Below are 14,369 nucleotides of genomic sequence, written 5' to 3' on the forward strand. Positions count from 1 at the left end.
AATTAATACGTTTTTTTGTTAGGAATAAAATAATAACTCCAAAAAGCTCGGTTAATTGAAGAATAAAATTGTTTTTTTTCGGTAGGAATTAAATCTTTTATCGGATAAGCCTTAACGTTAAGTACATCTATAGGAAAAGCAATTTCCTTCATTTTTTCTTTGTAATCGTTGCTGTTTTTCATAGTTTAATTATTTCTTCTGCAATAACTTTATCTAAATCAATTCCACAAACATTACCTAAATAGCCAAATTGACCAATAGGATTAACTTCTAAAAAATAATATTCTCCTGTTTTAGTATATATAAAATCAAAAGAACCAGTATTTAATTTTAGTCGCTCCATTAAATCAAAGATTTTAATTTTTAATTCATTAGGAATAATAAAAGGCTCGTCTAAATAAGGAGTTTCTTGATTGTATACTCGATAATCAACAACAGACTCTTCATTCATTTGAGAAAAGATAGCCATTGCGTACATCTTTTTTAAAAAAACAAAGACTCTAATTTCGAATAGTTTTTTAATCTCCGTTTGAATTAATGATGTCATAAAACTCTTTCTATTATTAGAAAAATCTACCTTACCAGTATAGGTCATAAATCTTTTAGAGTCTGACTCTATGACTAGTGGTAAAGCTATAGTTTTAGAGATGTAAGATTGTTGTGAAGAAAGTGTATCTAAATTTGTTTTTAAATAAGTTTTAGGAATGTTTAACCCAACTTTAACGGCTTCTTCTAATACAATAAGTTTATTAATATAAGCATTGCTCCATAAACCAACTACATTAAAATTTTGTGAAAAATAATATTCTAAAAAACTATCTAATGTTTTATCATAAAAAAAAATATAATCGCTTATCCCTTTTTTAAATCTTAACGATTCTGAAATACTGTTTATCTTAAATTTTAAACTACCATTTCTAATAAATATAGTTTTGATGAATTCAAATGAAATTTTACAACTTTCAAAGTCGTTAGTAACTTTTAAAATCATGTTTTTAGATTGCATGTTGTAATCAAATATGCTTATAACATCTCTATCTATATTAATACAAAAATAATTAGCATCATAAAAGCTAAGCCATTCAGTAATTGGTTTAAAATTTAAATCTTTCTCAGAAGATATAATAAGAATTTCAGGTTTTTTCATGATTTTTTAATGGAACAGAATGTCTTTAAAATTTCTCATAAACCTTAATGGTTCATGAGAAATTAATTTTAACGAGCAATTAAGCAGTAATTAGACGATTTTTCACCGTCTCCAGGATCAGTAATTTTCTCACCGTCGCCATCCAAGTCAGGATCGGTAATATCACCTAAAATACCACCGTTAATAGTTAACAATTCTTCTTTTGTAAGAGGTTTAAAATAGGTTGCTTTCATATTTTTTTAGTTTTTTTAAGTTTAAGAACCTATTAACTGCTCTATCAGTTAATAGGTTGTAAATAAAAGTTAACGAGCAATTAAGCAGTAATTAGGTGATTTTTCACCGTCGCCAGGGTCAGTAATTTTACTACCATCTTCATCTAAGTCAGGATCGGTAATATCACCTAAAACACCACCGTTAATAGTTAACAATTCTTCTTTTGTAAGAGGTTTAAAATCTATTAATTTCATGATTTGTAAAATTTAAATAATTATTTATTGTATTAGTGTTTATTTATCATCATGTACCATATCTTTTGTATACGTTTCATATCTAGGATCATATGTGCGTTGATTATAATAAGGATCACGAGAGTTTCCACCAGTAATATTCTTTAATACAGATTTTTCTAGTTTTTCGTTTGTAAATTTTTTAAATAATTTCATTTTTAAAATGTTTAATACCTACTCTTATATTAATTTGTTGTATCACATTTTACCTACTAAATTTTCGGCTACCTAAAGTTTGTAAAATGGCATTGTATGTAGAAAAAAGCATATTTATTTCTTCATTTAAATTCAATATGTAATTACCATAAACTCCCTAGTAAAATTTGAAATTTAGAATTTAAAATATTGTTATAAATAACTATCCTTCTTGTCATACAATTAGCTATAGCATGGTATAAAACTAGTATATGATTTAGGAAAATGATATAGCGTTTTTTTTTTTGAAAGCTTTAATTTAAGAGATGAGTACTTTCAATTAATATTCGTAAAAGTTAATTTAAAAAGAAGGTGTTTTTATAGAAGTTAAACTTACTTTGTTAAATTTTAAAGTATTTTATTTATGTATTACAGAGTAATGTTGTGTTTGAGGTTTATTCTATAGGTAATAGTAAAAATGTATAAAAACTTAAATATTAATTTCTATCAATCGAAAATTTATTTAGAGTTCACGGATGTTTAATTCTATTAGTGTACCCATTTAAACTCCTTTAGCTTCGCGCAAGATTTTAAACAAAAAAACATGATTAGAAAATTATTTTTTTTAATAACCATGAGTTTTTTAACTATTGGTTATGCGCAAACATTTACAGAAAACTATATTACTTATGAAGTTATCTCAAATAGTAATAATGTGAAAACTACTGATTACAATGTTGCTGGAGGTACTGTTGTAAATATTCCAGATACAGTAGTAAATAATGGTGTAACGTATACAGTTACAGAAATTGGAGCAATGTCTTTTGTAAATAAAGGGTTAACAAGTGTTGATGTTTCTGATAATGTAACTACTATAGGTATACAAGCTTTTGAAAACAACCAGTTAACAACTGTATCACTTGGAACAGGAATTATAGAAATAAAAGAAAAAGCTTTTCATAAAAATAAACTGGTGAATTTAATTATTCCTAATAATATTACCTCTGTTGATAGGTATGCTTTTTTTGATAATTTATTAGAAAACGTTACAATTTCCAATAATATAACTCAAATCGGGTTTGCAGTGTTTGGTAAGAATAAATTAGCTAATATTAGTATTCCAAGCAATGTTACTATAATTGACGATTATGCATTTTATGATAATCTACTTACTAGTGTTATAATACCTAATACTGTTACATTAATTGGAAGCAAATCTTTTATGACAAATAAACTAACAAGTATAGAAATACCTAATAGTGTTACTGAAATTGGAATTGAAGCCTTTCGTAATAATTTATTATCTAATGTTTTAATTGGGAGTGGATTATCAGAAATAAAATCAGGAGTATTTCGTACTAATAAATTGACAAATGTTGTAATACCAAATAATATAACCTCAATTGGGAATATGGCATTTCGAACGAACGAATTAGTTAGTGTTAGTCTATCAAATAACTTAGAGGTTATTAGTGGTTACGCTTTTGAGGTTAATCAATTAAATAATGTTACTATACCTAATAATGTAATAAGTATAGGGGCTGGAGCTTTTTTAACAAATAATTTAAATAATGTTATTTCAGAAAGTAGCACTCCACCTACAGTACAGGTAAATACTTTCGGAGATCGCAGCGGAATAAGTTTAACGATACCATCGGGTACTATGGGAGCTTATGTTACAGATGCAGGAGCATTATGGACAGGGTTTAGTAGTGTTACAGAGCAAGTACAAACATTTACAGAAAATTATATTACTTATGAGGTACTTCCTACAGCTAATAATACAGTAAAAACTATCGGTTACGATGTTGCTGGAGGTACTGTAGTAAATATTCCAGATACAGTAGTTAATAATGGTGTAACGTATACAGTTACAGAAATTGGTTATATAAGCTTTAAAGATAAACAACTTACGAGTATTTCTTTACCTAGTAATCTTTTAGTTATTGGAGCAGCTTCTTTAATGAATAATCAATTAACTAGTATTTCTATACCTAATGGAGTTACAACCATTTGGGATTCTGCTTTTCGAGATAATCAATTAACTAACATTACATTTCCAAATAGTGTTACAAGTATTGGTAATTTTGCTTTTGTTCTAAATCAATTAACCAATGTCACCTTGCCAAATAATATTAGCACTCTAGAGGAAGGTGTTTTTGGTAATAATCAATTAACAAATATAAATATACCCAATAGTGTTACGACGATAGAACTTTTTGCGTTTTCACAAAATCAATTAACAAGTGTAACTATTCCTAATAGTGTTACCAGTATGGAGATGGGAGTTTTTTATAACAACCCTTTGGTTAGTGTTATTTCTGAAAGTATAATCCCACCTGCTATAGCAACTCATGCTTCATCACCATCAGAAGATACTTTCGGTAATCGTAGTGGTGTAAATTTAACGATACCATCGGGTACTATGGGAGCTTATGTTACAGATGCAGGAGCATTATGGACAGGGTTTAATTCTGTGGTTGATACTGCTATTACATGGACAGGGGCAACTAATAATGATTGGAATACAGCTTCAAATTGGAATATTAATTCTATTCCAGTTGCTAGTTCTATGGTAACCATACCTGACAACTTAACAAATTACCCAACTATTTCTTCAGCAGTTACAGTAAGCTCTATTAACATTGCTTCTGGAGCTAGTTTAATTGCTAATGCTTCAATTACAGGAAATGTTACTTACACAAGAAATTTACCGACAACGAATTGGTATTTAATTTCATCGCCTGTAAATGGAGAGACTTATGATAATTTTATTATTAATAATTCATTTGCAACAGGAAATGGAAATAATATAGGAATTGGTTTTTTTTCTAATCTAATAGGTTCGGCATGGAATTATGCTACAGCTTCTTCTACAGGCACTCTTCCTAATCATGGATATTCAGTAAAATTGGCAACAGCAGGAAATTTATCATTTACAGGATCAATTAATTCTGTTAATATAAATAATAGTATTTCTACAGGAACAAGAAATAATTTTAATTTAATAGGTAACCCTTTTACATCTTATGTGAATTCTACCGCTTTTACAGTTGCTAATACAGGTTTGTTAAGTGAGGAAACAATATGGTTATGGGATGGTAACCAATATGTAACATATAATGCTTCTACACCTATTGAAATAGCACCTACTCAAGGATTCTTTGTCGAAGCTAATGGAAATGGGAGTGTTACTTTTGCTGCTTCTAACCAAAGTCATCAAAGTACAGATACATTCATGAGGCAAACACCTAACCCTTCATTTGAATTGTTTATAGAAAGCGGAGAGGATAAAAAAGGAACTAAAGTGTTTTATATCGAAGGAAAAACTAAAGGTTTTGATAATGGTTATGATTCAAAGATATTTGGTGGTGTAGATTATGACTTTGCTCTTTTTACTCAATTGTTAAATGATAACGATGGCAGAAATTTAGCTATTCAAACATTACCGAATTCAAATATAGAAACTATGGTAATTCCAATTGGTTTAATAGCTAGTGCTAATAAAGAAATTACATTTTCTGTAACAACAACAAATTTACCATCTGGAGTTGAAATATATTTAGAAGATAGAACGAATAATACTTTTTTTAATCTTTCAGAAGAAAATCATACGATTACAACTCAATCTAATATTAACGGAGCAGGTCAATATTTTATTCATACAACATCGCAAAGATTAAGTAATGAAGATGTTATTCAAAATGTAGCTAATATTAAAATATATAAATCAGCAAAACAAGAAATAACAATTACAGGTTTGCAAGTTGAAACTAATGTGAAAATATTTTCTCTTACAGGTAAAGAGTTAGTTAATAATGATATTAACACAAAAGGTTCTACTAAGATTACATTAGATAATTTATCTACAGGTATTTATTTAGTTAAATTAAACTCTGCTTTAGGTAAAGTCTCTAAAAAAATTATCATAGAATAAACAATTTTCTTAATTATTATGAAAAAAACAAGTCAACATAAAGAAGACATTACAAGAAAAGAAGCATTGAAAAAGATCGGTAAATATGGTAAGTATACAGCGTTAACAGCGTTAGGAACTTACTTGATTTTAAATCCTAAAAAAGCTCAAGCAGCTTCTCCAGAACCTCCTGGAGATGGTTTTTAAAGCAATTAAGTAAATAGTTTTAAAATAGATTGATATTTATATGTTATAAACCTTTTGAGTAATCTCAAAAGGTTTTTTTATGAGTAATTTTTAATAATGTTTTAATTTTTTTGTTTTTGAATTGTTTATGTGTTTGTGCGTATTTGTTTGGGTAGATAGCGAAATATTTATTTTGATAACATTTAAGTAATTTTGAAGAAAATTCAGATTTAAAATTAGTTGATGAAGATAAAGAGTTATATCCCAGAAGAACCTTATAAGTGTATTTATAAAGAATTTTACGATATAATAATAGAGGAGAATAAAGAAAGAGAATATATTCCCTTAATTGATGATTGCTGTTATGATATGGTATTTTTTAAAGAACAAAAAGGGCAATTTATTTACGGAAAAGATCAAAAAAGAATTCCTTTAGAAGCTAAGGTGTTTACTATTCATAATTTAAATATACCACCTTATAAATTACAGATAAATAAAAAACTTTCTTTTGTTACAATTAAGTTTCAACCTTGGGTGAATTCTTATTTTTTTTCTGATTTAAACACAAATGGTATAGTAAGTTTATCAGAAGATAATAGAGAATTAGAATTATTTCATCAAACAATTTTTGAAGAGAAAAACATAAAGGAAAGATTAAATCTTATATATAATTATATTGATAAGAAAGAAGTAATGTTTACTGAAAAAATGAAATTTGTTAAAAGTATTTGTGAGCATATTTATAAAAGAAATGGTAAAGTTTCAGTAAACGATTTATGTTCACATTATAATAAAACACGTCAATATTTGAATAGAATCTTTAAAAGTGAAGTTCTTTACACGTTAAAAAGTTTTATCATTACTGTTAGAATTTTAGATTTAGTAAAATTTAAACTTAAAAATAGTGAAATCACACTTACACAATTGAGTTATGAATATGGGTATTTTGATCAATCTCATTTTATAAGAGATTTTAAGAAAGTTTGTGGTGTAACTCCAAGAAAATTTTTCGAAAATCCTTCAGAATTTATGTTAAGGCACAAGTAGTTTGTTTCCCTTTTTACAATTAAAGCATTAAAAAGAGTAGTTTTTTTGTAAAAAAAAAGCAAAGAATGAATAACAAACAAATAGTCAATAATAATTTCATATTCATATTAATTAGTATTTATCTACTTATAGGATGTAATTCTAAAAATAAAAAAAATGAAATAGAAGAACAACTGATTACTAACGTTTCTATTAAGTTAGATGAGTATTTTCAAAAACTAAAAACTTTAAAAAAATTTAATGGAGTAGTATTAATCAAACAAGAAGGGAAATGCTTACTTTTTGAAACATATAATATGTCTGAAAGTACTACAAGTAGCCTTAATGTAAAAAAAGAATCACAATTTGATATTCATTCTATATCAAAACTAATGGCGAAAGCTGCAATAATAGATTTAGAACAAGAAAATCGTATTTCATTAACTGATAAAATATCTCATTTTATCCCTGATTTTCCTAATGGAAATAAAATAACAATTCAACATTTAGTAGAAAATCAATCGGGTCTCCCAAGAGAATTATCGATTAAAGTAGATAATTTAATAGAAATGAAATCAGAAGAAATAATTGCTTTAATAAAAAAGGAAAAACTATTGTTTGAACCAGGGTCAGATACTGTTTATTCAAATTTAGGATACCAGTTACTTTACTATATAATTGCTAAACTCACAGAAAAACCTTTTGTTCAGTATCTAGATGAAAAATATTTTCAACCATTAGAAATGAAAAGTACAGGAGCTCATTTTAATTTATTGAAAAACAATCTCAATAATTTAGTTAAAAATCATGAAAAAAATGATAATGAAATAGTTGTAGTTCCTAATATTGAAAAAGATGGTAAAAATCAGGCTAAAATTTATTCAACAGTAGAAGATTTAATGTTATTCATAAATCACATTAAAAAAATATCTTATCGAGAAAAAATTAAAAACCATTCAAATAAAATAAGCTGGTCTGGTGGTGGAAATGGAATTTTATCTCATGCAGAATATGACATTTCTAAAAAATTTGAATTCGTTTTTTTTTCTAATTATGATGAAATACCATTTGGTGATATTTTAAAAACCGTGGATAAAATAATGAAAAATGAACCTTACGAATTACCTAAAAAAATTAATAGAAAAGAAATAGAAATTTCAGAGAATGTTCTTAAAGAGTATGAAGGAAAATATAGAGTTAAAGAGTTTAATAATCACATTTTTGAATTTAAAATTGAAAATAGGAAACTAGTCATGTATCAGAATGGTAAAAAAAATGGAGTATTAAAAGCAGAAACTGAAAAGACTTTTTTTGGAGAGCCAAGTGATGAAGATTATTTTGAGTTTAGAAAAGAAGAAGGTAAGTATAAATTGATTTTTCATTATAAAAAAATTGAGATAGAAGGGATAAAAGAAATTAGAAAATGAATTTAAATAAATAGTAAATTTATTTTTTAATAAATAAATGTGAAGATCTTTTAAAAAAAACTAATTATTTTTGTTTTGTGTTTAAGAAAATGAGTTCTTCAATGTTGAATTTCAAATGTTTAAAAACAAACGATTTTATTTATTTTGTTTAATTATACTTTTTAATACAAAAGTGTTTTTTGAAATCTGTAAGTGCTTGTTTTTTAGTTGTTTATTTTTTGTTTTTTACTGCTTGATTGATTGTCTTCATACGTTAGCCTGATTAAATTTTGTACTGTAGTTTTTGTTGTTATATTCGTGAATATTATAAAATAAACTAATGTTAATTTGATACCTAAAATAAGATTTTATTAAAAGATCTTGTATTATTTATTCATATAAGTTATTTGAAAAAATGAAAAAACTATCCGTACTTCTCCTGAGTTTAATGGTATTAAACTCTTGCCAAAAAAAAGATGAAATAATCAGTAATTCTAAAAAGTCAAAAACAGATTACACTAAATTTGTTAATCCTTTTATTGGAACTAGTAAAATGGGACATGTTTTCCCTGGTGCTACAGCTCCATTTGGAATGGTACAATTAAGTCCACAAACAAATTTTGAAGTAATGTTTAGTGAAGATGGTAGATATAATGCTGAAACTTACGAATATTGTGCAGGTTATCAACATAAAGACTCAACTATCATTGGTTTTGCACATACTAACTTTAGTGGAACAGGACATTCTGATTTGGGAGATTTTCTTGTTATGCCTACTACTGGAAAGTTAATTTTAGATCCAATACAAACACAGGAAGGAGATAAAGGATTTTACTCTACATTTTCACATAACAAAGAAGAAGCCTCTCCAGGTTATTATAAAGTAGATTTAGATACATATAAAATTAAAGCAGAATTAACTGCCAGTGAGAGAGTTGGTTTTCATCAATATACATTTCCTAAGTCGGAAAATGCACATATTATTTTAGATATGGTTTACAATGTTTACCATCATGATAATAAAAATGTTTGGACTTTTCTTCGTGTAGAAAATGATTCTACAATTACAGGTTACAGGCAAACTAAAGGTTGGGCACGAGATAAGAAAGTATTTTTTGCCGCTAAATTTTCAAAACCTTTTAAAAGTTATGGACATAAAAAATATGAAAAAGTAAAATACGATGGTTTTTACAGGCGTTTTAAACAAGATGAAAACTTTCCTGAAATGGCGGGAAAAGATTTGCGCGCATATTTTAACTTCGATACTGAAGAGAATGAAAAAATTCAAATCAAATTTGCTCTTTCTAATGTAAGTTCTGCTGGAGCAATGAAGAATTTAGAAGTTGAAATCCCTCATTGGAATTTTGATAAAACACATAAAGAAACAAATGAAAAATGGAATGAAGAGCTTTCTAAAATCGAAGTAGAAATGTTAACTAAAGAGCAAAAGGAAACTTTCTATACGGCAATGTATCATACTAATTTATCTCCAATAGTTTATGAAGATGTTGATGGGAAATACAGAGGTTTAGATCAAAATATACATACTTCTGAAGGTTTTACAAATTACACAATTTTTTCACTTTGGGATACATATAGAGCTTTACATCCATTATTCAACATAACTCAGCCTAATAGGAATAACGATATGATTAAATCTATGTTAGCGCATCACGATCAAAGTGTTCATAATATGTTGCCTATATGGTCACATTATGCTAATGAAAATTGGTGTATGATTGGTTATCATGCAACTTCAGTTATAGCCGATGCTATGGCTAAAAATATCGGAGATTTTAATCATGAAAGAGCTCTTAAAGCTTCGGTTAATACAGCATCGGTCAGATATTTTGATGGGTTAGGGGATTATATAGATAAAGGTTATGTTCCTGATGATAAAAGTCATTCTTCTGTATCTAAAACTTTAGAATATGCTTATAATGATTGGTGTATAGCTCAAATGGCAGCACAAGTAGGTGAAGTTTCAGTAGAGGAAAATTTCTCAAAGCGTTCAGAATATTACAATAATGTTTATGATTCGTCAATAGGTTTTATGAGGCCAAAACTTTCTGATGGAAATTTTAGAGAAAAATTTGATCCAATGGATACACATGGTCAGGGATTTATTGAAGGAAATGCTTGGAATTATGGATTATATGTACCGCAGAATATAGAAAAAATGATAATGATGATGGGTGGGAAAGAGAAATTTTCACAGCAATTAGATTCATTATTTACTATGGAAATTGAAGATAAATATATTGCAAATCATGAAGATATTACACGTGATGGAATTATTGGGAATTATGTTCATGGAAATGAACCTGGGCATCATATTCCATATTTATATAATTGGACAGGTTATCCAGAAAAAACACAATCTCGAGTTCGCATGATTATGGATACTATGTATGCTTCTAACGTTGAAGGTTTATGTGGAAATGATGATGCAGGTCAAATGAGTGCTTGGTATATATTTAGTAGTTTAGGTTTTTATCCAGTTACTCCTGGTTCTCCAAATTATGCTTTAGGTAGTCCTTTAGTTAAAGAAGCAACGATACATTTAGAAAATGGAAAAACACTTTCTATTAAAGCAAAAAATCAAAGTAAGGATAATATTTTTGTAAAAAGAGTTATAATAAATGGGAAAGAATTAAATGGAACTCTTTTACATCATAATAATATTATAAATGGAGGTGAAATTGTTTTTGAAATGAGCAACGAACACAAAAAATAAATTATAAAGAGAAAAACTAACAGTATATTTATTATTAAGTACTTAATTTTCTTTTGTAAAAAACCTTTGAAAATCTTTTCAAAGGTTTTTTATTTTTTAAATTGAATTATAAACACATTATAAGCTTTTCAATGGTTACTTGAAATAAAGCAAGCATTGATAATAAATTTTAACTTCATTAAATCTGATGTTATTTTTGTTGAAATGAATTTGCTTTTTTAATTCATATGAATTGAAAATCAACAAAGTAAAATTTGTGAAACAAACTGAACTACAATAAACACTTCATATACAAAAAACAAAAAAGTCTCTCAAATTTTGCGAGAGACTTCCTGATCTTTTTACAAAGATCCGGGGGAAAGAAAGTTATTCAAATATAAATTTTATTAAAATAACTAATACAAGGTAAAACACCGTTTTTAAAATTAAATTAGTTTTAAACGAAAGGATATAGTAATAAATCACAAAAAAATGATAAGATGAAAGAAGATGTAATAGAACAACCTTTATTCTCTAAGAAATGTGGTCATGCATGTTTGAGTATGGTAACAGGAGATGATATTTTTCATATAGCAAAAACATTACAAAATTTTAATGAATTAAGTTTAGAGAAAGAGATAATGTGGTATTTAAATCATAAAGGATATAAAGTTCAAATGATAAGAAAGTTTGAAATTAATTCTGAAGAAATACCTAATAACTCAATTGTACGGATTGAAGATGAAAATGAAAGTGGTCATTTTGTATTAAAGCAAAATAACCTATTTAAAGATCCCAATGTTGGAATTGTTAAGAGCTACATTAAAAGAAAAAGAATAACGCACTATCTTATTATAGAAAGTTAATATAAATAATAAAATTAACATTATTAATTATAAAACCATCTACGACTAAGTAGATGGTTTTTTGCATTATTATGAAATAAATTCTTGTAAGAATTATCTTACAGCAATAGGATAATTTTCTCCTCTATTACTTACAGTTCCTGATGTTCTTGGAGCACCACCTCTAGCGTGCATAATTCCAGCAACATGAGGAGCAGCCATAGATGTACCGCTTAAGGTTGCATAACCACCATTTAAATAAGTACTTCTTACACTAGAACCAGTAGCTATTACATCAATAGGGTTCATGTTATAGTTTGAGAAAGAAGAAAAACCACGGTTACAAGTCATTGAAGCTACAGTAAAAATATTTGTCCCATTTATACAAGCAGGATCATACTTAGCTGCGTTATCTGAATCATTTCCAGCAGCAATAGAAACAAAAGTACCTGCATTTCCTAATGCACGAATAGCACTAATGTATGAAGAAGAACTACCACAACCAGAACCAAAGTATCCACCTAAACTTAAATTAGCAACATCACCTGGAATATCATACCTACCAACATGATTAATTCCTGCTAAAATAGTAGAAGTAGCACTACCACCACTACAGCCAAACACTCTCACAGGTACTACTGTAGCACCAGCAGATACACCTACAACACCAATATTATTGTTAATTGCTGCAGCTGTTCCAGCAACATGAGTACCATGTCCATTACAATCGTTTGCAGAACCACCAACAAATGATCTAGCATAAGTAGAATTTGTTACTACGTTTAAATCTGGATGATCTAAATCTATACCGCTATCTATAATCCAAATCCATTCATCTTTAGAGGCACCATTAGTAAAACCTCCAGCTCTTGAAATACCACAAGGAGTTTGTTGAGCCATTCTTTGTGATACACCTTTAGATTGTACATCTTCTACTTGGAAATCTGGTAACTCTACGATTCTGTCGTGCTCAATTGCAGCTACATTTGGATCTTGCGATAATTTTTTAAATTCTTCATCTGTTAATTTTACAGCTAAACCTGAAATTTTTGTAGTGTAGTAATTTGAAACATTATTCTGATCTAATCCATTTTCAGATAAAATAGTTTTCATCTTTAAAATTGATTTTTCGGAAATATTATCTGCTGCTTTAGCTTTTAAATTTCTATTTGTAAATCTTGTTTTAGACAAAAGTTTAGAAGATGGAGTTACAGAAGATTCTTTAAAAACAACTATGTACTGGCCTGGAATAATGTTACCATCCTTAGCGTTTGCTTCAATGTTGGTGTTTAAATCATTGTCTGATGTGTTTTCATTTTGACAAGATGTGATTAGTAATGCTGAAACTACTAATGCACTTAAAGAAATTTTGATAAAATTTTTCATGATTATAAGGGTTAATTAAATTTTTAAATTGGTCAAATTTAGAAATTAACCGATAAAAAAAAAGACAGACTTGTAGAGTCAACTACTTGTTTTTTAGTTTTTTATTTGTGTGTGAGGTGGAAATTAAATAATTTAAAGCAACAGTGTTGCTTTAGTAAAAATCATGCTTTAAGTTAAATTAGAGGTTAAAAAAACAATCATTTTTAAAAAATTATAAGGTCTTTTTTATTTTGTTAAATTATGTTAAAAAATATTAAATTTTAACTTTTTTTTAACTAAATAAAATTATGAAAAACATGTTTTTCATAATTTTATGAATCTAATAAATAGATGAGCTATTTTCCATTTAGATTTAACTTTTGGATACAAAGTTATTCAATACTTAACATAATATCGTGTACACTTTTTTTGTCAACTGTAACTATATATAAATTTCCATATATAGATTCATTAATATCTTTGTATTTTTCCTGACCTATAAATTTATTCACAAGAGAAGGAATGGTATTACTATGCCCAACAATAACAATATTTTTACCTTGATATTTAGATAAGATCTTTTCAATATTAAATTTGAATGGGTGATAAATTTGAGTTTGTAATTTATACTTTTTAGCTATGGGTAATGCCGTTTGTATTGTTCTTTTAAAGTTAGTAGAAAATACTTCATCAATTTTATAGTGATGTAATATTTTAACCCAGTTTAAAGCTCTTTGCTCTCCTTTTTTAGTTAAATCAGGATTTTTAACATTTAACTCTTTTTCAGCATGACGAATAAAAAAATAAGTTGATTTTTCATTTTTTTCTTGAGCAGAACTTAAAAGACTAACTATGGTAAATATTAAGAGTAGTATTGTTTTTTTCATAAAATGAAAATACAAGTTTTTTATTAGTTTAAGGTTTTATTTTTTTAAATATAATAGAAAAAGCCTCCATAGAAGAGGCTTTTAAATGCGTTTAGATTTCTTGAAGGGAACGCGGGGGAATAATGAGAGTACAAGTTAAGTAATTTTAAAGTGTTTAGTTATAGGAAAAACACTGTAATACATTTTAAATGAGATTATTTTTTAAAACCGCCCGAAGGCGGTTTAAGGAGATTA

General features: G+C 27.3%; 13 protein-coding genes. 6 read left to right on the forward strand and 7 right to left on the reverse strand.

Annotated features, from left to right (window positions below):
* Positions 1–2: 2 nt before the first annotated feature.
* From ACSIGC_RS16375 to ACSIGC_RS16395, 5 genes are all read right to left on the reverse strand, one after another.
* Positions 3–182: a hypothetical protein gene (locus tag ACSIGC_RS16375; protein WP_442265851.1), complete on the reverse strand. Its 180-nt coding sequence runs from the start codon at positions 180–182 to the stop codon at positions 3–5.
* The gene (locus ACSIGC_RS16380) at positions 179–1,147 is read right to left on the reverse strand and encodes a hypothetical protein (protein WP_442265852.1); all 969 of its coding nucleotides are present in this window, start codon (positions 1,145–1,147) and stop codon (positions 179–181) included. Before ACSIGC_RS16380 ends, ACSIGC_RS16375 begins: the two co-directional genes overlap by 4 nt.
* Positions 1,148–1,215: 68 nt before the next feature.
* Positions 1,216–1,380: a hypothetical protein gene (locus ACSIGC_RS16385; RefSeq protein WP_442265853.1), complete on the reverse strand. Its 165-nt coding sequence runs from the start codon at positions 1,378–1,380 to the stop codon at positions 1,216–1,218.
* 69 nt (positions 1,381–1,449) lie between these two features.
* Entirely contained in the window at positions 1,450–1,614 is a 165-nt protein-coding gene (locus ACSIGC_RS16390) for a hypothetical protein (protein ID WP_442265854.1), read from the reverse strand.
* A gap of 39 nt (positions 1,615–1,653) precedes the next feature.
* On the reverse strand, positions 1,654–1,809 hold the full coding sequence (locus tag ACSIGC_RS16395; protein WP_442265855.1) for a hypothetical protein: 156 nt from the start codon (positions 1,807–1,809) through the stop codon (positions 1,654–1,656).
* A gap of 583 nt (positions 1,810–2,392) precedes the next feature.
* Here ACSIGC_RS16395 and ACSIGC_RS16400 point away from each other — a divergent pair.
* From ACSIGC_RS16400 to ACSIGC_RS16425, 6 genes are all read left to right on the forward strand, one after another.
* Complete coding sequence (locus ACSIGC_RS16400; RefSeq protein WP_442265856.1) at positions 2,393–5,725, forward strand: leucine-rich repeat protein; 3,333 nt, start codon at positions 2,393–2,395, stop codon at positions 5,723–5,725.
* A gap of 18 nt (positions 5,726–5,743) precedes the next feature.
* A complete protein-coding gene (locus tag ACSIGC_RS16405; RefSeq protein ID WP_442265857.1) occupies positions 5,744–5,911 on the forward strand; it encodes a hypothetical protein in 168 nt (55 codons plus the stop codon).
* 222 nt (positions 5,912–6,133) lie between these two features.
* Positions 6,134–6,937 (forward strand): helix-turn-helix transcriptional regulator, encoded by an 804-nt coding sequence (locus tag ACSIGC_RS16410; protein ID WP_442265858.1) that lies wholly within the window; start codon positions 6,134–6,136, stop codon positions 6,935–6,937.
* Positions 6,938–7,002: 65 nt separating this feature from the next.
* Positions 7,003–8,343 carry a serine hydrolase domain-containing protein gene (locus ACSIGC_RS16415; RefSeq protein ID WP_442265859.1) on the forward strand — a complete coding sequence of 447 codons (1,341 nt, stop codon included), beginning with the start codon at positions 7,003–7,005 and terminating at the stop codon, positions 8,341–8,343.
* 394 nt (positions 8,344–8,737) lie between these two features.
* Positions 8,738–11,059 (forward strand): GH92 family glycosyl hydrolase, encoded by a 2,322-nt coding sequence (locus ACSIGC_RS16420; protein WP_442265860.1) that lies wholly within the window; start codon positions 8,738–8,740, stop codon positions 11,057–11,059.
* Between the two features lie 479 nt (positions 11,060–11,538).
* Positions 11,539–11,904: a hypothetical protein gene (locus tag ACSIGC_RS16425; protein ID WP_442265861.1), complete on the forward strand. Its 366-nt coding sequence runs from the start codon at positions 11,539–11,541 to the stop codon at positions 11,902–11,904.
* A gap of 93 nt (positions 11,905–11,997) precedes the next feature.
* Here the strand turns inward: ACSIGC_RS16425 and ACSIGC_RS16430 are convergent, their stop codons facing one another.
* Together ACSIGC_RS16430 and ACSIGC_RS16435 are read right to left on the reverse strand one after the other, a co-directional pair.
* Entirely contained in the window at positions 11,998–13,269 is a 1,272-nt protein-coding gene (locus ACSIGC_RS16430; protein ID WP_442265862.1) for a S8 family serine peptidase, read from the reverse strand.
* 371 nt (positions 13,270–13,640) lie between these two features.
* Positions 13,641–14,135, reverse strand: coding sequence for a phosphoglycerate mutase family protein (locus tag ACSIGC_RS16435; RefSeq protein WP_442265863.1), 495 nt, complete (start codon positions 14,133–14,135; stop codon positions 13,641–13,643).
* Positions 14,136–14,369 lie beyond the last annotated feature (234 nt).

Origin of the sequence: Tenacibaculum aquaeponti (genome assembly GCF_052084715.1) — a bacterium.
Lineage (GTDB): Bacteria > Bacteroidota > Bacteroidia > Flavobacteriales > Flavobacteriaceae > Polaribacter.